This is a genomic window from Streptomyces sp. NPDC021093 (assembly GCF_044333135.1).
Classification (GTDB): Bacteria; Actinomycetota; Actinomycetes; order Streptomycetales; family Streptomycetaceae; genus Streptomyces.
Genome location: NZ_JBIRQJ010000003.1, coordinates 352,858 through 373,825 on the forward strand (window position 1 = coordinate 352,858; position 20,968 = coordinate 373,825).

Sequence of the window (20,968 nt, forward strand, 5' to 3'; positions counted from 1 at the left end):
ATGACCGCGAACCAGTCGGGCACCCGGCGGCAGGACGGGCGCCGCACCCGGGCCATCGTGATCGGCGCCGGCATCGGCGGCCTCGCCGCCGCCGTCGCCCTGCGCAAGGTCGGCATCGACGTCCAGGTCTTCGAGCGCGCCTCGAAGCTGCAGGCGGCCGGATCCGGTCTGTCGGTGATGAGCAACGCGCTGGCCGCCCTGGACTCCCTCGACATCGACCTGGAACTGGAGAAGTACGGGCAGACCCTGGAGTCGTACGACATCAGGAATCACCAGGGCGAGCTGATCAGGTCGCTGCCGATCGCGGAGGTCATCGAGGGGCTCGGGGCGCCCAGCGTGTGCATCAGCCGCCCCGCCCTCCAGACCGCCCTCCTCACGGCGGCGGGGGACGTGCCCATCGCCCTCGGCGCCGTCGCCACCGGCTTCGAGCCCGTCGGTGACGGGGTACGGGTCACCTTCCAGGACGGCAGCCACGCGGAAGCCGACCTGCTCATCGGCGCCGACGGCTTCCACTCCGCGATCCGCCGCGAGCTGGTCCGCCCCGAAGGGGCCGACGCCGAACAGTCGGGCCCCGAACCGCACAAGGACAGCGGCTACATCTGCTGGCTCGGCATCATCCCCTTCGAGCACCCCCGGATGACCACGGGTTCGGTGCACCACTACTGGGGCAGCGGACGCCGCTTCGGTCTGATCGACATCGGCCACGGCAACGCCTACTGGTGGGGCACCAAGAACATGCCCGCGGCCGAATCGGCCGACTGGCGCGGCGGCCCCGGCGGCAAGGAGCAGGTGCTGAGCGCCTACGAGGGCTGGGCGGACGAGGTGCAGCAGGCGATCCTGCAGACCCCCGAGGACAAGATCCTCGGCGTGCCCTCGCGGGACCGGGTCTTCCTGGAGCGCTGGGGCAAGGGCCCGGTGACGCTGCTCGGCGATGCCGCACACCCCATGCTCACCAGCCTCGGCCAGGGCTCGGGACTGGCGATCGAGGACGCCGTCGTGCTGGCGCAGAGCCTGCGGGACAGCACCGACCCGGTCAGCGGGCTGCGCAGCTACGAGGACACCCGCCGTGAGCGGACCAGGCAACTGGTCGCGGCCTCCCGGTCGTTGAGCGACTTCGAGCAGGTGGAGACCCCGGAGGCGTGCGCGGAGCGCGACGAATACTTCCGTACGGTGCCGCACCGGACGCTGGTGGAGCAGCAGACGGACTCCATGACCTTCCCCCTCCCCGCAACCACCTAATGAGGAGGGCGACCATGCTCCGAACCAAGGCGAGGACCGGCGGATTCGTCTCTCCGCGGGGGCGGTCGGTGCTGGTCACCGGTGCCTCCTCCGGGCTCGGCCGGGACTGCGCGCTGCACTTGGTTCGGGCCGGCTTCCGGGTGTTCGCGGGTGTCCGCCGCGCCGAGGACGGCGAGAGGCTCGTCGCCGGGACCGCGGCGGGCCGCATCCACCCCGTACGGCTGGACGTGACCGACGAGGAGTCGGTCCGCACAGCCGTCGGGGAGATCGCGGAGGCCACGGAGCTCGCGGAGAGCGCCGACGGGGCGGCCGGGCCGCCCGGTCTGTGGGGGCTGGTCAACAACGCGGGGATCTGCGTCTCGGGACCGCTGGAGTGCGTGCGGCCCGCGCAGCTGCGCCGGCAGTTGGAGACCAACGTCGTCGGCCAGCTCTCGGTGGTCCAGGCGGCGCTGCCGCTGTTGCGCGAGGCCAGGGGCCGGATCGTCAACATCACGTCCGGACTCGGCAACGTCGCGGTCCCCTACCTGGGGGCGTACGCGTCGGCCCAGTTCGCGAAGGAGGCGTTGAGCGACGCGCTCCGCCGCGAACTGCGGCCGCACGGCGTCGGGGTCAGCGTGGTCCAGCCCGGCGCGATCAGTACGCCGATCTGGGACAAGGCGTCCACGGCCGGGAACGACATGCTCGCCGGGTCGCCGGAAGCCGTCGCTGATCTGTACCGGGCCACGTTCGGCCGGTTCCTGCGCGCCCACGTGGACCAGGCGCGGGCCAGCAGGACCAGGCCCGAGGAGTTCACGCGCGCCGTGGCACACGCGTTGGGCGCGGCCCGGCCCCGTACCCGCTACCGGGTCGGAGCCGACGCCTGGCTGTCCGCCGTACTGTCCCGGGCCCTCCCGGACATCGCGCTGGACCACCGTCTGCGACCGGTCACGGCCGCAGCGCCCCAGGTGTGACCGTGGATCTCGACGTCCTGATGCGCCGTCACCGGCCGTTGCTGGAACAGGCCTTGGCGGCCATCAGGACCCGTGAGCAGTGGACGCCGTACCCGGACGATCCGGCCCGCTACGGTCCGGGGGCGTGGGTCGAAGGGGAGTCCGCCTTCCGCGCGCTGCTCGGCAAGCCGCTGGAGCTGGGCCAGCCGGGACTCGACGGCCACGTCGGGCCGAGTCCGGACCAAGGGGGCGAAGTGTCCCCGTACGGGCCGGAGTTGGGCATCCGCTATCCGCACGCCGACCCGGCGGTACTGCTGCCCGCCATGCAGGCTGCCCAGCCCGCATGGCGGGCGGCGGGGCCGGAGGTGCGGGCGGCGGTCTGCCTGGAGATCCTGGCCCGGATCAACGCACGCAGCCACGAGTTCGCCCTCGCCGCCCAGCACACCGGCGGTCATGGCCGGCTGATGGCCTTTCACGTCGGGGCGGCGCATGCGCAGGACCACGGCCTGGAGGCGGTCGCGCACGCCTACGCGGAGCAGACCCGGCTGCCCGCGGCGGTGCCCCTGCCCTGCGGCTCCCCGGGCAGCACCTTCACCCCGGTGCCGCGCGGCGTCAGCCTGCTGATCGGGTGCTCGGTCTTCGCCGCCTGGAGCGCGTACCCGGGGCTGTTCGCCTCACTGGCGACCGCCAACGCCGTACTGGTCAAGCCGCATCCACGCGCGGTGCTGCCGCTCGCACTCACGGTCCGAACCGCCCGCGAGGTACTGGCGGAGTGCGGGTTCTGCCCGGATCTGATCGCGCTGGCGGCCGAGCGGCCGGGCGAGAACACCGCACTGACCCTCGCCGCCCGCCCCGAGGTGCGGATCATCGACTACACGGGGTCCGCGCCGCTGGGCGAGAGGCTGGAGAAGCTTCGTGGGGGTGTGGAGATGCCTGACGGGGGTCCGGAGAGGCCGTGTGGGGGTGTGGAGATGCCTGACGGGCGTCCGGAGAGGCCGCGTGGAGGTGCGGGCCAAGTACGGGTGTACGCGCAGAAGTCCGGCGTCAACACCGTCCTGATCGACTCCACCGACGACTACGCAGGTCTGGTCGCCAACCTGGCCTTCACCCTCTGCCTGCACAGCGGCCAGCTGTGCACCACCCCGCAGAACCTCCTGATTCCCCGCACCGGCATCACCACGGACCAGGGGCACAAGAGCCACGACCAGGTGATCGACGACCTCGGGGCGGCCGTACGGGACCTGCTCGCCGACCCCGCGCAGGCGGGCGAACTGCTCGGCGCGCTGTCGGGACCCGAAGTGCTGCAGCGGGTGGAGCGCGCTTCGGCGGGCGAGCTGGGCGAGGTGGCCCTGCCTTCGTCGGCGATGGCACATCCCGACCACCCGGGCGCGGTGGTACGTACCCCCGTCCTGGTGAAGGCGGACGCCGGAGCGTCCGGAGACACGGCCGAACCGGCCTACGCCCGTGAGTGGTTCGGGCCCGTCTACTTCGCCGTGGCCGTCGAATCGACGGCGCACGGCATGGAGGTGCTGGACTCCACGCTGCGCGAACGCGGCGCCCTGGTGGTCGGGGCGCACACCGTCCGTGCGGAGGTGGCGGAGGCACTGGAGGAGATCTGCGCCCAGGCCGGAGCCCCGCTCTCGCTGAACTTCACGGGCGCGCGGTTCCTCTCGCAGTCCGCGGTCTACTCGGATCTGCACGGTGCGGGTGCCAATCCGGCGGCGAACACCGTCTACGGCGACGCCGCGTTCGTGACCGGCCGCTTCCACTGGGCACAGGTACGGCGCCACGGGCCGCCGCCGGGGAACGCGGACCCGGGCTCGCCCTGCCCGCGCACCCGAGCGGCGGAACCGTCACGGTCTTAAGGCGAAGGCCAGCGTGCGCAGTCGATTGCGCAGCCTCCGCCGAGTGCGCTGTTCCGGTTCAGGAACGCGGGCGCCCGACCCGAGGTGGAGATCGGCGCAGCGGTCGGCGTGCAGATGGTGCAACTGCTCGGGATGCAGCGGATTCACGGTGGTGCTCCTGTCTTGAGTGTCTTGCGTGCCCTGTGGCAGACGTCGCCAACGGCAGGCACGGAGGCCTGGAGTTGATCTTTGGGGAGGGGTTCACCGTAGGACGGTGAGCGGGTGCGGCGCGAGGGATTTATGGCGAGGGCGGCCTCCAGCGGGAGCCGGTGCCACCGGAGTTGGAGCCGGAGCCGGAGTGGTAGTCGGCCGAATGCCGCCTGTTCACGGGTGGTTGAACGCCAGTAGCCTGTGCGACCTTCGTGCCCTGGGGGTCTCGTGAACGGTCTCCGTGCGGTTGTTGTCTGTCTTGTGCTCGCTTGTGCCGCTGTGGTGCCGCCGGCTGTGTCGTCGGCGGTACCTGCACCTGTGCCCGTACCTGTGGCGCGGAGTTGGTCGGTGCTGCCCGTGCCGGCCGCGGCCCCGCCGGTGACCGTGTCCGACCTCGCCGCCCGCGGTCCGGGCGAGGCCTGGGCGACCGGGTACGAGCACGCGGCCGATGGACTGCGGCCCCTGCTGTACCGGTGGGACGGCGCCGCCTGGAGCCGGGACGCCACCTTCCCCGGCGCCGGTGAGCCGGGCCGGCTCGGCAAGGTGCGGTTCGTCGGCGAGGAGACGTGGATCTTCCACAACCGGGCGGGGGCGGGGGAGATCCTGCGCCGGTCGGCGGGCGGGTGGAGTGCCGTCCCGCTGCCGCAGACCCTGTGGACCTACCAGGACTTCACCGCGGTCCCGGGCGCCGCGTGGGTGGTCGGTGAGGACGACACCGGGCTGAAGGTGCTGCACTACGACGGGTCCGGCTGGACCGCGCAGTCCGTCCCTGACGGCGTGCACTTTCTGCTGGGGATCACCGCGCGTACCGCCACTGACGTCTGGGCCTGGGGAGACACCGGCACCGGGACCGCCGTCCTGCGCGGGGACGGCACGGCGTGGCGGGACGCGAAGGTGCCGCTGCCGCCGAACAGCAACGTGCACACGATCCTGCTGGAACCGTCCGGCCGGGTCACGATCACCGGCAGCCAGTACACCGAGGGCGTGGCCCGCACCTACCTGATGACGCGGAACGGGCCCGCCTGGCGCACCACTTACCCACCGCTGGGCGGCGACACATACGCCGGGGCCGTGGTGCGCGGTCCGGACGGCGCGCTGTGGCTGCCGGTGCGCAGCGACCGCGCGTTCCAGTCGAAGTACGCACGGGTGGACGGGGCGGACGGGACGCGTACCGCCTTCTCCTACGGCCTCAGGCGCACGAACGCGATCGACGTCGCACCGCGGGCCCTGGCGAAGGCCGGGAAGTCACTGCTGTCCTTCGGAACCGTCGAGATCTACGGCTCGAAACCGAACCTGATGAGCGAACGGCTGGGAGGCTGACCATGGCACGCAGACTTCTCGTCGCGGCCCTTGCCGTCGCCATGACCTGCATGGCCGTCATCGCGTCGGCCTCGGCGCGAGCCCCGTCCTGGCAACACGTTCCGGTCCCGGCAGAGGTACGCCCACAGGCCGGGCTGAACGAGGCCGTGGCGTTCGGGCCCGACCGGGCGTGGGCGGTGGGTGCCGATGCCGTCGGCCGCTCGGCGCCTGGCTTCCCGCTGGTGCTGCGCTGGAACGGAACGGCCTGGCAGCGCCAGAGCCTGCCCGGGGTCGGCTGGCAGGGAGAACTGCTGTCGGTCGCCGCGACCTCGCCGACCGCGGCCTGGGCGGTCGGCCGCGACGCGGCGGGCGGCGCCCGACTGCTCCGCTTCGACGGCACCGCCTGGCGCGAGAGCCGCCCCCCGAGAGGTGTCGTCCTCACGAAGGCCGTCGCGGGCGGCGGCGAGACCTGGCTGATCGGATCGCGGGACGGCGCGCAGGTGTTGCTGCGCAGGGACGGGCACGGCTGGCGGGACGTGCCGGCACCGCCCGGGTCCGTGTACGGCCTGCACGTGCGGGCTGCCGACGACGTCTGGGCCGCGGGCGCCACCGGCTCGGGCGCGGCCGTGTCGCACTGGGACGGGCAGGCGTGGCAGCAGACCCTCGTGAACGGGTTCCCGCGCTCGGCCGTGAGCAGCGTGCTCGCGGTCTCGCCCACGGAGGTGTGGGCGGGCGGTACGGCCGGGTTCGTCGGCGGCCCGGTCGGTAAGCCGATTCCGCCACTGCTGGTCCGCTTCGACGGGCAGGCGTGGAACCAGGTCACCGTGCCCACCGACTTCGGCTCGATCACCTCGCTGGCACCCGCCACGTCGGGCGCGCTGGCCTGGGTCTCGGTGGCCCGCTCGCTGAAGTGGGGCCCGCCGGGCAGCAATCCGCCGTTCGTCCCCGGGCCGGACTTCCTCGGCTGGAACGGGCAGTCGTTCACCGAGCACAGCGAACCCGCGGTGGCCGGGGAGGGCGACTCGTCGGTGCTGCGGCTGGCGCCGGTGCCGGGCACGGCGACGGTGTGGTCGGTCGGCCGCGCGGGCGGCCCCGAGGGCACCTTCGCCCCGCGCATCCTGCGGTTCGGCTGACCCGGTTCGGCCGACCCCGGGTCAACCGAACCGGGTCAACCGAACCGGGTCAGCCGTTCTCACCCCGACCCGCCCCGACCTCGGAGGCCAGGAGCGACAGCAGTTCCTCCGGCGCCTCGATGAAGCGGTAGTGGCCGCCCTCCAGCAGCTCGAAGCTCGTGTCGCCGCAGGCCGACCAGCCCGTCATCAGGGACGGCGGAATGCCCGTGTCCGCGGTCCAGCCGATCGCGGTGATGCGCGACGGCAGCCGGACCGGTTCCGGCACGTGGTAGCGCGTGTTCATGTCCACGTCCTTGCGCAGCACGCCCAAGTACAGGTCGAGCAGGCTCGGTTGCAGGGTGCCGCCCAGTTCCGCGACCAGTTCGTGCAGCTCGGCGGCCAGTTCCTCGTCGGTCATGTCCAGGAAGCGGCCGTACGGGCCGTCCTGCGGCGCCACCTCGGACGAGACGAAGAGCCGGGCCGGGGCGGGAGAGCCCCGTTGGACGAGGCGTACCGCTGTCTCGTACGCCGCCAGCGCGGAGCCGCAGTGGCCGAACAGCGCGTAGGGCCGGTCCAGATAGGGGTGCAGCGCCTCGGCCAGGTCGTCCGCCATGGACTCGTACGTGGCGTAGGCCGGTTCGCGCATGCGGTTCTCCCGGCCGGGCAGCTGCACCGGGCAGATCTCCATGCCGTCGATCATCGTCGGCCAGCGGCGGTACATGCTCGCGCCGCATCCCGAGTAGGGCAGGCAGAAGAGGCGGGCCGTGGCCGTGGGCGACGGTTCGCGCAGGAACCACTTCTTGCGGGGCGGTCCTGTGGGGGGAGGAGCGGGTGTGTTCATGATCGCGGGCTCTCTGTACGGGACCTACGGGTACGGGGCTACCGGCGGGGCTTCGCGGTGATCGGCAGGTGGGCGTAGCCCGCGATGATGTTCGAGCGCAGCCGGCTCGGTTCGCCGGCGGGTGCGAAGTCGGTGAACCTGGCCAGCAGTTCCGCGAAGAAGATCCGCAGGGTCACCCGGGCGACGGTGTGCCCGATGCAGTAGTGCGCGCCCACGCCGAACGCGATGTGCTTGTTGGGGGTGCGCCGGATGTCGAAGGTGTCCGGGTCGGCGAACACCTTCTCGTCGCGGTTGGCCGAGCCCAGCCACACCACGACCGGGTCGCCCGCCGGGATGCGTACCCCTTGGACCTCCACGTCGCGCGTGGTGTGGCGCATGAAGTGCTGGGTGGGCGAGGCCCAGCGCAGCGACTCCTCCACCCCACCGGTCAGCAGCTCCGGGTGGGCGGCCCAGTCGTCGAGGACCGGTGTCCCGGCGAGCGCGGCCATCGCCGCGTTCGGGGGCTGGGCCGTGGTGACGGTCGCGCCCAGCAGCAGGCTGTAGCAGTTGGACACGATCTCGCCGGGCGACAGCCTGCGCCCGTCCAGCTCCATGGTCAGCAGCACGCTGATCAGGTCGTCGCCCGGAGCGTGCCGCCGCCGGGTGACGACGTCCTGGAAGTAGGCGAAGAGTTCGCGGTGGGCGGCCCGCAGGGTGGCCTGCGGCCCCGCGGCGAGTTGGAACTCGGGGTCGTCCGCCGCGATGCACGCGTGCGTGAGTTGGATCAGCCGCGGCCAGTCCTCGTCCGGCAGCGCCATCATCGCGCCGATCACCCCCATGGGCAGGGCGGCCATGGCGGTGGCGAAGTCGAACGGGCCGCCGTCCGCGAGGGGTTCGATGAGGGCGACGACGGTGCGGCGGATCCGCTCCCGGTCGTTCTCCACGGTCTTGATGGACAGCGCCTGCTGCAGCGGGCCGCGCAGCCGGGCGTGGGCCGGCGGGTCGGTCACCGCCATCTGCCGTCCGCCCGCCGGGTCGCCCTTGCCGAGGAGATTGAGCAGCGTGCCCTGTTCGGAGGTGAAACTGTCGTGGTCGCGCAGGATCCGGCAGGCGTCGGCGTGCGAGACGACCGACCAGTACCCGATGTCGCGGACCGGCTGCCAGCTCACCGGAGCGTGCCGGCGCAGCTGCCGCCAGGCCTCGTGCGCCCCGTCCCCCCGGTAGAGGTCGGGGTCGATCAGATCGACCTGCTGCGGCGCGGTGACCGGGCACCGCCCGCCGGAAGGAACCGTCGTCATCGGGGCTGCACCTCCAGCTGCTCCACGAGCGCGGTGGCGAACTCGGCCACGGTCGGCGAGAAGAACAGGGTCTGCGCCGGGACGTCCACCCCGAACTCCCGTTGCACGGTGACCAGCAGCTCGGTGGCGAGCAGCGAGTGGCCGCCGAGGTCGAAGAAGTCGTCCTCGATCCCGATCGGCTCGATGCCCAGGAGTTCGCCCCACAGCTCGGTCAGCCGCGACTGCACCGTCGTGAGCGGTGCGACGAACTCGTTGGCCACGTTCCTGGGCACCCGGGTGGCGGTCGGCAGGGCCCGCCGGTCGACCTTGCCGTTGCGGTTCAGCGGCAGCTCGGGGCGGACCAGGATCGCCCAGGGCACCAGATATGCGGGCAGCTTCTCCCGCAGTTCCAGGCGCAGTTGGCGGCCGAGGCCGATCGCGCTGTCCGGATCCGGGTCGGTCGGCACGACATAGGCGAGGAGCCTGGTGCCACCGGCCGGGTCGGCCTGCGGCAGCACGACCGCGTGCCGCACCCCTGCCAGGTGCTCCAGTTCCGCCTCGACGGCGCGCGGCTCGGCGCGGTAGCCCTGCACCTTGACCTGCTCGTCCGCGCGCCCGACGAACTCCAGCGTGCCGTCCGGGGCCTGGCGCACCAGATCGCCCGTCCGGTACATCCTGGCCCCCGGCTCGGTCGCGAACGGGTCCGGGAGGAACCGTTCGGCGGTCGCGCCGGGCCGGCGCAGATAGCCGCGCGAGAGTCCGGCGCCCGCCGCGTACAGCTCACCGCATTCACCCCTGGGCACGGGCCGCAGGTCGCCGTCGAGCACGGCGACCCTGGTGCCGCTGATCGGACGGCCGATCGGCACGCTCTGCCCGGCCGCGAGGGTGCTGCTGGTCCAGCAGGTGGTGTACGTGGTGTTCTCGGTCGGCCCGTAGCCGTTGGTGAAGACCAGCTGCGGGTACGTGGTCAGCAGCCGTCCGACGTGGCTCGGCGACGCGACGTCGCCACCGGTGAGGACGTGGCGCACACCGGCGAACGCGTCCAGCCGGGAGCCCGCCATCTGGTGGAAGAGTCCGGTCGTCAGCAGGAGCACGGTCACGCCCTCGGCGCGGACGGTCTCCGCCACCTGTTCCATGGTGATCGCGACCGGAGGGAAGACGACCAGACGGCAGCCGTTGACCAGGGCGGCCCAGATCTCCAGCGTCGACGCGTCGAACGCGACCGGCGCGATGTGGAAGAAGACGTCCTCCGGCCGGACCTCCATCCAGTCCGCGCCACGCACCAGGCGGTCGACCGCCCGGTGCGGTACGGCGACGCCCTTGGGCTCTCCGGTGGAACCCGAGGTGTAGCTGACGTAGGCGAGCCGGTCGGGATGGCCGGGCAGCGACACATCCGACGACACAGATGTACCGGGGCCTTCCGCTATCGCGGTGATCCCGTCGGGCACCCGGTCCCGGAGCGCGTCGTCGACGAGCACCGTGCGCACACCGGCGTCCTTGAGCAGCGCCTCCCGTCGGCCCGGCGGATCGTCCGGTTCGAGTCCGAGGTACGCCCCGCCCGCGATGAGCACGGCGAGCAGGGCCACGATCAGCTCGGGCGAGCGCCGCATCAGCACCCCGACGACGTCCTCCTGCGCCAGACCGGCGGACCGGAGCCGTTCGGCGAGGTCCTGGGCGCGGGCGAGGAGCTGCTGGTACGTGAGGGTCTCGCCGTCGCAGGTCACCGCGGGCGCGTGGGGCGTGCGCCGCGCCTGCTCGGCGACCAGCTCATGAATCGGCCGTGCGGCGAACGGCGGCTCTCCACTGCCGATGAACCCGGACCTGTCGGTCGTGTCTGTGGTCGAGGCCGTCTTGGTCAACTGTTTTCCGCTTTCGTGTCCTGGGGCATTGCTGTCGGGCGCAGACGCACCCATGTCGCCGTCGAGCGGGCGAGTTCGGTTCCGTCGGGGAGGAAGAGCGCGGTGCCGCAGGTGTGCACCCGGCCCTCGCCGGGAACGCCGCGTCCCACCGCGACCACGGCCTCGCCGACGCGGGGAAGGGCCGTGATCCGGGCCGACATCCGGCCGAGTACCAGCGGGCTGCGCAGCGGGTCGAGCGTCCATCCGCCCGGACAGTCCAGCGCCGCCCAGACCAGCTCCTCGGCGACGGTGCCGGTTCCGGTCCCGTCGTCGGTGGTGGCGTCCGGCGTCCAGACGCAGGCGACGTGACCGCCGAGGCCCGGCACCGGGCCCGGCGCCAGCCGCAGCCCGTCCGGGTGGTCGGGACCGCACACGAAGCAGGTGGGGAAGGGGTTGGCGCTCTGCTTCTCGGCGCCCCGTCCGTCGGAGCTCTGTCCGTCGGCGCCCCGCCCCTCGGCGCTCCTTCCCTCGTACCCGAGCATTGCCTGCTCGGCGAGGTCCAGGGCAACGGATGCAGGGGCGTCATTGCCCGGCGCCTGGAGCGACGCGGTCGCGATCAGCACGTCGCCGTGCCAGACGTGGGCCCGCCGGCCGGCCCGGGTCGTGCGGAGATCGGTGTCCAGCGGTGGCGGGACGTGCAGCTGGACCACGAGGTCGTCGTCGGACGACCCCAGCAGCCGTCTCGCGCGCTGTGCGACGAGACCGGAGACATAGCCGCCGTTGGCGCTGTCCGGCGGGCCGTTGTAGCGGCGGTCGACCCGGATCGTGTCTTCGTGGATGCTCACCGGCTCAGACCGCCGGGACGAAGAAGAAGGTGTCCCGGGACGCGATGCGGCCCCGGGGCGCCATGCGGAAGAAGTCCGCGAACCGCAGCTCGACCTGGGCTCCGTCGCGCAGTACGCCGCGGAACAGTCCGTGCACCGCGATCTCGTCGTCCTCGGCGACCACCGTGGACAGCGTGTGCTCGCCCTCGCGGATCACCCGCTGCTCGCGGTAGAAGCGCTCCAACTCGGCGTGCCCCACCAGTGGTTGATAGCCGGGGCGGCGGTAGTGCGCGTCCGGCGTGAACAGGTCGACCAGCGCCGGTACGTCTCCGGCGTCGACGAGTTGGTAGTAGCGGCGTATTCGGGACACCCCGAGTGCGGCCGTCGTCTGGACCATTACGAGACACTCCCTGTGATCTCTGTCCGAGTGACTTCTGTCGGAGTGACTTCTTTCCGAGCTGTGGAACGTCGTACGGGGCCCGGCGCCGCCGAGGCCTCCGGGGCGCTGTCGACCGCCTCGGCCAGGAGGGCCGGGGTACGCGCCTGGAACAGCGCGGCCAGCGTGAGTTCGCGGCCCGTGCGCACCCGCACCCGGTTGACCAGCCGCGTCGCGAGCAGCGAGTTGCCGCCCAGCGCGAAGAAGCTGTCGTGGACGCCCACCGAGGGCAGCCCGAGCACCTCGGCGAACAGTGCGCACATGTCCTGCTCCGCAGGACTGCCGGGCGCCGACCCGGACGGCGGTGGCGTCAACTCGGGTACGGGTAGCGCGGACCGGTCGATCTTGCCGCGCGGCGTCAGGGGGAATCCGTCCAGGGGGACGAGCGCCGTCGGCACCATGTAGTTGGGCAGCACCGCCGCCGCGTGCTCCCGCAGCGAAGCCACGTCGAGCCCCTTGGGCCCGGTCGGCACCACGTAGCCGATCAGCCGCTTCTCACCCGCGGTGTCCCGGCCCGCGAGCACCGTCGCCTGGGCGACCTCGGGATGCCCGGCGAGCACCGCCTCGATCTCCCCCAACTCGATCCGGAATCCCCGGAGTTTGACCTGTTCGTCGACCCGGCCGAGGAACTCCAGTTCGCCGCCGGGGTTCCAGCGCACCACATCGCCCGTGCCGTACATCCGGTCGCCCGGTTCGCCGAACGGGCACGGCACGAAGTGCAGGGCGGTCCACCGGGGACGGTTCAGATAGCCGCGCGCCACGCCCGCACCGGCGACGTACAGCTCACCGGCCACGCCCGGCGGCACCGGCGAGAGCGACTCGTCCAGTACGTACACCCGCCTGTTGTCCATGGGGCGGCCGATCGGCACGACATCGGGCACGGGCAGGCCGGGGCGCAGCACGCTGCGGGTGGTGAACGTGGTGGCTTCGGTCGGCCCGTACCCCGCCACGACCACGGAGTCGGGACACCGGTCGAGCACGCGCCGCACCGCGTCGGCCGGGACGATGTCGCCGCCGGTCCACACCTGGGAGACGCCCGCCAGCACGCCGGGCGACTCCTCGGCGAGCACCCGGAACAGCCCGGCCGTCAGCCACAGTGCGCTGATCCGGTGGTCCACGACGAGGCGCTGGTACGCCGCGAGGTCCAGGTCACCGGGCGGGGCCATGACCACCTGTCCGCCGTTGAGCAGCGGCACCCACCACTCGAAGGTCGACGCGTCGAAGGCGTGCGGGGAGTGCGCGAGTACCCGTGCCGGGCCGTCGCCGCGCCAGCAGCGGTCCGCCGTCATACCGAGGACGTTGCGGTGGCTGAGGGCCACGCCCTTCGGCGCTCCGGTCGATCCCGAGGTGTACAGCACGCACGCCAGATGGTCCGGACGCAGCGGTACGCAGGGGTCGTCGGCCGGCTCGCCGGAGAGGCCCGATCCGGCGGCGTCGACCACCAAGTCCGTTGTCCCACAGGCAAGTTCATGGTTCTCGGTGGCCCGGTGGGTGAGCAGTACCGTGGCGCCGGTCCCGGCCAGGACGTCACGCAGCCGGGCGGCGGGGGAGCGGGTGTCCAGGGGCACGTAGGCGCCGCCGGCCTTGCTGATCGCCAGGACCGACACGACCACGTCGACCGAGCGTTCCATGAGCACGGCGACCCGGTGTTCGCTGCGGACGCCCAACGCGACGAGCCGGTGGGCCAGTTGGTTGGCGCGTGCGTTCAGCTCCGCGTACGACAGGGTGGTGTCGCCGAAGGTCACGGCCGTCGCACCGGGGGTGCGGGCGACCCGCGCGGCGAAGGCCTCGGGCACCGTCGTCGAGGGGAACGGGTGCGCGGTGTCGTTCCACTCGACGACCGTCCGGCGCCGCTCCTCGGGGGTGAGGACGTCGTGGCTGCCGAGGGGCCGGTCGGGTTCGGCGGCGACGGTCTCCAGGAAGTGCAGGAACCGCCCCTGGTGCGCGGTGAGTTCGGCCTCGGAGTAGAGCGCCGGGTTCGCGTCGACGTCGAGGCGCGGCTCGGTGCCGTCGGACCGGTCGTACACGGAGATCGAGAGGTCCTCGACCGGCCCGTTGGAGAGGTTGTGCGCCGTGGCGCGGACGCCGGCGAACTCCAGCCGGTAGTAGAAGGACATGATGTTGGCCACGGGGCCGAACGTGACCCGCTGCGGCTCGTCGGCGCCCAGATCCCGGCGGAGATCCTCGCCCCGGTAGCGCTGGTGATCCCTCGACTCGCCTATCTCGTCGGCGACTTGACGGATGAGTGCGGTCAGGCCCTGTTCGGGATCCACGCGGATCCGCAGCGGCACCACGTTCGCCACCATGCCGGGGACGGCCCGCTCGGCGGGCGCCGTACGGCCCGTCACGGGCATGCTGAGCACGACGTCGCGGGTGCCGGTGACGCGATGGAGGTACGCGGCGATCGTGGCGAGCACCGTGACCGGCCAGGTCGCCCCGGCGTGCTGCGCGGCACTGCGCAGCGCGGCCATGGTGGGGGCGGGGAGGCTGCTCGTACGGCGCAGGAAGCTGCCCGAAGCCGCAGCCGAACGGCCCGCCGGGCTCACCGGATCCTGCCGGTCGGCCAGCCGGTCCGTCCAGAACTCCCGGTCGCGCGCCCGCTGCTGTGATGCGCGGTAGTCCGCGTCGTGGGAGAGGAGGACGTCCAGGGGGCCGAAGGCGGAGCCCGCGCGGTGCGTGCCCTCGACCAGCCCGGTGTACGTCTTGGCCACGCGCCGCGCTATGAGCGACATGCTGAAGCCGTCGACCACGATGTGGTGGACCCGCTGGTACCACAGGAAACGGTCCGGTGCGATTCTGAACAGGGCCTGGCGGAACAGCGGGCCGCGCGTGAGATCGACCGGGGTGGCGAGATCCGTCCTCATCCACTCCTCGGCCGCCGCCCGCGGATCGGGTGCCGAGCCGAGGTCCGCCCGGTGCATCGACCAGTCGGGGGAGGGCTCGACGACCTGCCGGGGGCCATCGGCGCCCGGGGTGAACCGGACGCGCAGCGAATCGGTCTCGTCCACCACGCTGCGCAGGGCACGCTCGAACAGGTCCGGGTCGATCGGACCGGGGATGTCGAAGTACTCGCCGGTGTTGTACGCCGGGCTGTCCGCATGCAGATGGTGGGCGAACCAGATTCCGGACTGGGCCGACGTCAGTGGCAAGTCGGCACTCATGTGGCGGCCTTCCTGGAGGGGTCGAGGATCGAGGACAGGGTCTCGGCGAAGGCAGCGGCGTACGGCGGCGACAGCATGTCGAAGTGGTTGCCGGGCACGTCGAACACGCTCAGCCCGCCGTCGGTGTGCCGCTGCCACAGCGCGCGGTCCACCTTCGGGGTGCGGCGCGTGGGATGGTCGTCGGCGCTCACGAAGAGGTGGATCGGCGTACGCAGCCGCGCTGTCGATCGGTAGCGCGGGACGGCGTCACCGTTCGCGGCGAAGATGCGCTCCATACGGCGCAGCAGTGCGGACCGGCCGCGCGGCGGGAGTCGGTCCGCGCCGGAGTCGAGCAGGAACGGCGCGGTCCCGTCCCCCGCGCGGTCGCCCCGGTAGGTTCCGGGCGCCCCGACGTCGATGATCCCGAGGAACTCCGGTGCCTCGCCCGCTTCCTCCAGCTGCCGGGCCATCTCGAAGGCGACGAGCCCGCCGAAGGACCACCCCATCAGCAGGTACGGGCCTTCGGGCGCCACGCTCCGCAGCTCGCGGAGGTAGCGCTCCGCCTGCTCCTCGACGGTGGCGAGCGGCTGCTCGTCGGTGTCGTAGCCGACGGCCTCGATGCCGTGCACCGGCCGGTCCGCGTCGAGGTGTGCCGTCAGCGAGAGGTACCCGGACACGCCGCCGCTCTGCGGATGCACCAGGAACAGCGGCGCCCGCCGGGGGCCGCCCTCCACCAGGGGAACCACGAGCCGGCGCAGCGCGGCCGGTGCGGCGGGGAGTTCCGCGCACAGCCCCTCGACGGTGGGGTGGCGGAACACCGTGTGGAGCGGTGCGCGCACCCCCAGCTCCCGGTGGATCTCCTCCATCAGCTCCACCGCCCTGAGCGAATGCCCGCCCAGGTGGAAGAAGTTGTCCCGCACGCCGACCTCGGGGGAGCCCAGCACGCGCTGCCAGATCCTGGTCATCCGGAGCTCCAGCACGTCCCGAGGGGGCAGCGCCGGGGCGCCCTGGTCCCGGCGGGCGGGGGCGGGCAGGGCCGCGCGGTCCACCTTGCCGTTCGTGGTCAGCGGCACCCGGTCCAGGGCCGTCAGGGTCGCGGGGACCATGTACTCGGGGAGGGTCTCGTGCAGGGCCTGCCGGAGTGCGGTCAGCTCCCCTTCCCCGTCCTGCCGCACCACGTATCCGGCCAGTTCGACGTCGGCCCCGGTGCCCCGCACCGTGACCACGGCCCTCGCGACACCGGGCAGCGCGCACAACGCGGCTTCGATCTCGCCGAGTTCGATGCGGTACCCCCGCACCTTCACCTGTTCGTCGGTGCGGCCGAGGAAGACGAGGCTGCCGTCCGGCAGGTACCGGCCCAGGTCACCGGTCCGGTACAGCCGTCCGCCACCGCCGTACGGATCGGGTACGTAGCGTTCGGCGGTCAGCCCCGGCCGGTTGGCGTATCCCCGGGTGACCCCGACGCCCCCGATGTGGATCTCGCCGGGGACGCCGGCCGGCACCGGATTGCCCGCACGGTCGAGGAGGTGGATCCGGAGGTTGCCGAGCGGGCGGCCGATCGGCACGGAGGCGCCCGGCCGGTCGAGGTCCCGCGCGGCGTCCACGCGGTGGGTGACGGCGCCCACGGAGGCCTCGGTGGGCCCGTAGCCGTTCCACAGGGTCGACACCACGCCGAGCAGGCGGCGGGCCAGCTGCGGCTGGAGCGCCTCGCCCACGCAGATCGCCTGGAACCGGCCGCCCTGCCAGCCGCTGTCCAGTAGCAGGAGCCAGGTGGCAGGGGTGGCCATGAGGGTGGTGACGCCGAAGCGGCGCATCATCTCCGCGAGCCGCGGCCCGTCGACGGCGACCTCCGGCGGGGCGATCACCACGCTCGCGCCCCAGGCCAGGGGCATGAACACCTGGGGGACGAGTACGTCGAAGGAGATCGAGGCGACCGAGGCGACGACGTCGGAGCGGTCCAGGTCGAGCTGACGGCCGCGCACCACGAGGTAGTTGACGACGCCCTCGTGGGGGACCAGTACGGCCTTGGGGCGGCCGGTGGACCCCGAGGTGTAGATCGAGTACGCGAGGTTGGCGGGCGCCGCGAGGGCCGGCAGCGGCTCGTCGGACCGTGCCGCGATCAGGTCCGCCTCGGTGTCCGTCCGCACGACGTCGGCGCCGGTCTCCGGGATCCGGCCGGCCAGCGTCCGCTGGGTGACCAGCAGTGGCACCTCGGCGTCGGTGAGCATGAACGAGAGCCGCTGCTCGGGGAGTTCGGGGTCCAGCGGCAGATAGGCGGCCCCGGACTTGAGTACCGCCAGCAGGGCCACGACCAGGTCCACCGACCGCGGCAGGCACACGCCGACCAGCTGCTCGGGGCCCGCGCCCCGGTCGCGCAGATGACGGGCCAGCCGATTCGCACGGCGGTCGAGTTCCCCGTACGTGAGCCGCTCGTCGCCGCAGTGGACCGCCGGCGCTTCGGGGTGGAGCCCGGCCTGTCGCTCGATCAGCTCGTGCAGGCACAGTCCCGCGGGGACGGTCTCGGCGTTGTCGTGGGCCGCCGCCGGTATCTCCCGGCGCTCGGCTTCGGTGAGCAACTCAAGCCGTGAGAGCGGGAGTTCGGGGTCGTTCGCCGCGCTGTCGAGGAGGCGCAGATAGTGGCCGACCAGGCGCTCGACGGTCGGGCGGTCGAAGAGGTCGCGGTCGAACGCGACGGTCCCGGTGGTGCCCGTCGGCCGTTCGGCGACCACCAGACTGAGGTCGACCTTGGCGGTGCCGTTGTCCAGGTCGACCTGCTCGACCTCCACCCCGGGCAGCCGGGGCCCGGCGGCACTGCCGGACAGGCTCGCGAACAGCACCTGGAACAGCGGGTTGCGATCCAGACCGCGCTCCGGCCGCAGCTCCTGCACGAGCCGTTCGAACGGGACGTCCTGGTGCGCGTAGGCGTCGACGGCGGTGCGCCGGACCCGGCCGAGCAGCTCGGCGAAACCGGGGTCGCCCGACAGGTCGGTCCTGACGACCACCGTGTTGATGAACGCGCCGACCAGCCCTTCGAGTTCGGGCCGGGTCCGGCCCGCGACCGGCGTACCGACCGGCACGTCGTACTGGCCGCTGTAACGGGCGAGCAGGGCCTGGAAGGCGGCGAGGAGCGTCATGAACAGCGTGGTGCCGTGCCGCTGCCCCAGCAGGCGCAGCCGGTCCACCAGTGCGTCGGGGACCGTGAAGGTGATCCGCTCGCCGAGGCCCGAGCGGACCGGGCCGCGCGGCCGGTCGGTCGGCAGGTCCAGCGTGGCCACGTCCGCGAGCCGCTCGCGCCAGTGGTCGAGCGGGGCCCGCAGCGCATCGCCGGTGAGCCGGCCGCGCTGCCAGTGGGCGAAGTCCGCGTACTGGATCGTCAGCTCGGGCAGCTCGTGCTCCCGGCCCTCCAGGCGGCTCCGGTACATCGCGGAGAGGTCGTCCCACAGCAGTGGCATCGACCAGCCGTCGACCGCGACGTGATGGATGACGACGACCAGGAAGTGGTCGTCCTCGTCGACCCGGAACAGGGTCGCGCGCAGCAGCGGGGCGCGGGTCAGGTCGAACGGGCGCCGGATCTCGGCATGAGCGAGCGCGAGCGCCTGCTGCACCCGGCTCTCCTCGTCGTTCTCCCCGTTGCTGTTCTCCCTGTTGCTCTCCCCGTGCTCCTCGGATCCGACTCGCAGGTCCACCAGGGGCAGTTCGCAAGGGTGCGCCGGTGAGACCGAGGGCTCGGGCCGCCCGTCCCGCTCGGTGAAGACGGTGCGCAGCACCTCATGGCGGCGGATCAGATCCGAGAGCCCGTGCCCGAGTGCGGCCACGTCCAGCGGGCCGCGCAGCCGGAAGACCTCGTGGACGTTGTACAGGGCGGGGCCCTGGGACAGCTGCTCGACCAGCCACATGCGTTCCTGGGTGTACGAAGCCGACTGCGGGCCCTCGGGGCGGGGCTCCACCGCGTCCCCCGTGCCGCCTTCGGCGGTCTTCCGGCGTGCGGCGCGAATGCGCTGGTCGAGCAGGGCCCGGGTGGTGGCCGGGGCGGTGCCCGGCCGTGCGTCCGGTTGGGGGCGACCGGGGTGTGCCTTCATGGTTGCTGGTCCTCTCCGGCCGGAATCAGGGCCGGGTGGGAGTCGGGGCTGTCGAGGTCGGCCAGCAGCACCGCGTCGATGCCCTGGGCCAGTTCCGCGACGGTGGGGTGGTAGAAGAGCAGGGTGACCGGCAGTTCGAGGTCGAGCGTCCGGCTGAGCCGGGACATGACCCGCGACGCGAGCAGGGAGTGTCCGCCCAGCTCGAAGAAGTCGTCCCGCACGCCGCCGGGGGCGACGCCGAACACCTCGGCCCAGACCTCCAGCACGAGCAGCTCGGTCTCGGTGGGAGGAGCGCCGTCCGGCGCGTCCTGGTCGGCGTCCTGACCGGCGTCGCGACCGGTGTCCTGTCCGGTGTCCTGTCCGGCGTCGAGACCGGCGTCGCGACCGGTGTCCTGTCCGGCAGCCGGTCCGGCTTCCGGCCGGTCCGCGGGACCGGCCGGGCCCGTACGCGGAGCGAGCAGGGGCTCCCACGCCGAGATCGGCCGCTCGGGACTGCCGACGAGTCGGCCGAGCAGTTCCGCGTAGTCCAGGGCCAGCTGCTCCATGGTGGCGCGCTCGAAGAGATCGGTGGCGTAGCGGACCACGCCGGTGAAGCGGTCGCCGCAGTCCGTCAGGGAGACCTCGACGTCGAACTTCACGATGTCGTACGGAACCTGATGGGCGGTCACCTCGATGTCCGGCAGCCCGGACGGGAGCGCGGGCTCCCCCTCCACCTGGAACATCACCGTGAACAGCGGGTGCCGGCCGAGGTCGCGCCCGGGGCGCAGCTCCTCCACCAGACGCTCGAAGGGCACGTCCTGGTGGGCGTAGGCGTCCACCGCGCACCGGCGCACGCGACCGAGCGCCTCGGTGAAGCTGGGGTCGCCCGACAGATCGGTGCGCAGGACCAGGGTGTTGACGAAGAACCCGATCAGCGGTTCCACCTCGATGCGGGTCCGCCCGGAGATCGGGGTCCCCACCGGCACGTCGGGCTCGCCCGAGCTGTGCGCGAGCAGCACCTTGAAGGCGGCCAGCAAGGTCATGAACGGCGTCACCTCGTGGGTGCGCCCCAGCGCCCGTACGCGTTCGGTGAGTTCCGCCGGAATCCGGAGCTCGACCTGGTCGCCGCGCCCCGACCACAGCGCGGGGCGCGGCCGGTCCGTCGGGAACGCCGACGGGATCCGGCCGGCCAGCCGCTCCCGCCAGTGGGCGAGCTGGTCCCGCAGCGCAGGACCGGTGAGGTGGTCCCGCTGCCACTCGGCGAAATCCTCGTACTGGACGGGGAGTTCCGGCAGCTCGACCGGCCGGGCGGAGACGGCGGCCCGGTACGCGGCGGAGAACTCCTGCCAGAGCACCGAGAGCGACCAGCCGTCGGCGGCGATGTGGTGGATCACGAGGACCAGCAGATGGTCGTCGGCGGCGATCCGGATCAGCCGGGCGCGCAGCATCGGCGCGGTGCCGAGATCGAACGGGGTCGCCGCGTCGTGGACCACCAGTTCATGGGCCCGCTCCTCGGCCTGTGCCGGGGGCAGGGCGGTCAGGTCGGTGAGGGTCGGTACGAACGTGTCGACCGACTCCGTGACCTGGTACGGGCTGTCGTCGACCACGACGACTCTGCCGCGTAACACCTCGTGCCGCCGCACCACTTCGGTCACTGCCTCCACCAGCGCGCCCCGGTCCAGCGGACCCCGCAGGCGTACCGCGGCCGGCACGTTGTGATCGGGCCGGTCCGGCCTGAGCCGGTCGAGGAACCAGAGCCGCTGCTGCGCGAAAGACAACGTTGCCCGAGTGTCCACGCGCCGTTCGGAGGAAGGCATGACGGATTCACCTTTCACGGCATTCGGGAACTCTGCAGAGACATGGAAAGCCCCGCTGATTCGCTTCATCACGAACAGTAAGTCGGACGCTAGTCGACGTTCGCCCGACTCGGCAAGATCAAGTA

The 20,968-nt window shown here is 72.5% G+C and carries 13 protein-coding genes; 5 read left to right on the forward strand and 8 right to left on the reverse strand.

Annotated features, from left to right (window positions below):
- The 5 genes from ACH4SP_RS10460 (at position 1) to ACH4SP_RS10480 (ending at position 6,654) form a co-directional block, all read left to right on the forward strand.
- Positions 1–1,239, forward strand: a complete 1,239-nt coding sequence (locus ACH4SP_RS10460; protein WP_398412711.1) for an FAD-dependent monooxygenase — start codon at positions 1–3, stop codon at positions 1,237–1,239.
- Between the two features lie 14 nt (positions 1,240–1,253).
- Positions 1,254–2,189 (forward strand): SDR family oxidoreductase, encoded by a 936-nt coding sequence (locus tag ACH4SP_RS10465; protein ID WP_398412713.1) that lies wholly within the window; start codon positions 1,254–1,256, stop codon positions 2,187–2,189.
- A 20-nt stretch (positions 2,190–2,209) separates the two neighbouring features.
- Positions 2,210–4,033: an aldehyde dehydrogenase family protein gene (locus tag ACH4SP_RS10470; RefSeq protein WP_398413523.1), complete on the forward strand. Its 1,824-nt coding sequence runs from the start codon at positions 2,210–2,212 to the stop codon at positions 4,031–4,033.
- Positions 4,034–4,450: 417 nt separating this feature from the next.
- A complete protein-coding gene (locus tag ACH4SP_RS10475) occupies positions 4,451–5,542 on the forward strand; it encodes a hypothetical protein (protein WP_398412715.1) in 1,092 nt (363 codons plus the stop codon).
- A 2-nt stretch (positions 5,543–5,544) separates the two neighbouring features.
- Positions 5,545–6,654, forward strand: a complete 1,110-nt coding sequence (locus ACH4SP_RS10480; protein WP_398412717.1) for a hypothetical protein — start codon at positions 5,545–5,547, stop codon at positions 6,652–6,654.
- 49 nt (positions 6,655–6,703) lie between these two features.
- Here ACH4SP_RS10480 and ACH4SP_RS10485 read toward each other — a convergent pair whose 3' ends face one another.
- From ACH4SP_RS10485 to ACH4SP_RS10520, 8 genes are read right to left on the reverse strand one after another with little or no spacing between them, the layout of a single operon-like run.
- Complete coding sequence (locus tag ACH4SP_RS10485) at positions 6,704–7,474, reverse strand: thioesterase II family protein (protein ID WP_398412718.1); 771 nt, start codon at positions 7,472–7,474, stop codon at positions 6,704–6,706.
- Between the two features lie 38 nt (positions 7,475–7,512).
- On the reverse strand, positions 7,513–8,751 hold the full coding sequence (locus ACH4SP_RS10490; protein ID WP_398412720.1) for a cytochrome P450: 1,239 nt from the start codon (positions 8,749–8,751) through the stop codon (positions 7,513–7,515).
- On the reverse strand, positions 8,748–10,589 hold the full coding sequence (locus ACH4SP_RS10495; RefSeq protein ID WP_398412721.1) for an amino acid adenylation domain-containing protein: 1,842 nt from the start codon (positions 10,587–10,589) through the stop codon (positions 8,748–8,750). The genes ACH4SP_RS10490 and ACH4SP_RS10495 overlap by 4 nt, the downstream gene beginning before the upstream one ends.
- Entirely contained in the window at positions 10,586–11,413 is an 828-nt protein-coding gene (locus ACH4SP_RS10500; protein WP_398412723.1) for a hypothetical protein, read from the reverse strand. Before ACH4SP_RS10500 ends, ACH4SP_RS10495 begins: the two co-directional genes overlap by 4 nt.
- A 4-nt stretch (positions 11,414–11,417) precedes the next feature.
- Positions 11,418–11,789 carry a nuclear transport factor 2 family protein gene (locus ACH4SP_RS10505; RefSeq protein WP_398412725.1) on the reverse strand — a complete coding sequence of 124 codons (372 nt, stop codon included), beginning with the start codon at positions 11,787–11,789 and terminating at the stop codon, positions 11,418–11,420.
- Complete coding sequence (locus ACH4SP_RS10510; RefSeq protein ID WP_398412728.1) at positions 11,789–14,989, reverse strand: amino acid adenylation domain-containing protein; 3,201 nt, start codon at positions 14,987–14,989, stop codon at positions 11,789–11,791. Before ACH4SP_RS10510 ends, ACH4SP_RS10505 begins: the two co-directional genes overlap by 1 nt.
- On the reverse strand, positions 14,986–19,047 hold the full coding sequence (locus ACH4SP_RS10515; protein WP_398412730.1) for an amino acid adenylation domain-containing protein: 4,062 nt from the start codon (positions 19,045–19,047) through the stop codon (positions 14,986–14,988). Before ACH4SP_RS10515 ends, ACH4SP_RS10510 begins: the two co-directional genes overlap by 4 nt.
- On the reverse strand, positions 19,044–20,843 hold the full coding sequence (locus ACH4SP_RS10520) for a condensation domain-containing protein (protein WP_398412733.1): 1,800 nt from the start codon (positions 20,841–20,843) through the stop codon (positions 19,044–19,046). The genes ACH4SP_RS10515 and ACH4SP_RS10520 overlap by 4 nt, the downstream gene beginning before the upstream one ends.
- Positions 20,844–20,968 lie beyond the last annotated feature (125 nt).

Excerpts from the sequence above, each read along its gene's own strand:
- ACH4SP_RS10485 (WP_398412718.1), bottom strand. The coding sequence starts at position 7,474 with ATGAACACACCCGCTCCTCCCCCCACAGGACCGCCCCGCAAGAAGTGG.
- ACH4SP_RS10515 (WP_398412730.1), bottom strand. The coding sequence starts at position 19,047 with ATGAAGGCACACCCCGGTCGCCCCCAACCGGACGCACGGCCGGGCACC.
- ACH4SP_RS10505 (WP_398412725.1), bottom strand. The coding sequence starts at position 11,789 with ATGGTCCAGACGACGGCCGCACTCGGGGTGTCCCGAATACGCCGCTAC.
- ACH4SP_RS10465 (WP_398412713.1), top strand. The coding sequence starts at position 1,254 with ATGCTCCGAACCAAGGCGAGGACCGGCGGATTCGTCTCTCCGCGGGGG.
- ACH4SP_RS10470 (WP_398413523.1), top strand. The coding sequence starts at position 2,210 with ATGCGCCGTCACCGGCCGTTGCTGGAACAGGCCTTGGCGGCCATCAGG.
- ACH4SP_RS10520 (WP_398412733.1), bottom strand. The coding sequence starts at position 20,843 with ATGCCTTCCTCCGAACGGCGCGTGGACACTCGGGCAACGTTGTCTTTC.
- ACH4SP_RS10490 (WP_398412720.1), bottom strand. The coding sequence starts at position 8,751 with ATGACGACGGTTCCTTCCGGCGGGCGGTGCCCGGTCACCGCGCCGCAG.
- ACH4SP_RS10480 (WP_398412717.1), top strand. The coding sequence starts at position 5,545 with ATGGCACGCAGACTTCTCGTCGCGGCCCTTGCCGTCGCCATGACCTGC.
- ACH4SP_RS10510 (WP_398412728.1), bottom strand. The coding sequence starts at position 14,989 with ATGAGTGCCGACTTGCCACTGACGTCGGCCCAGTCCGGAATCTGGTTC.
- ACH4SP_RS10460 (WP_398412711.1), top strand. The coding sequence starts at position 1 with ATGACCGCGAACCAGTCGGGCACCCGGCGGCAGGACGGGCGCCGCACC.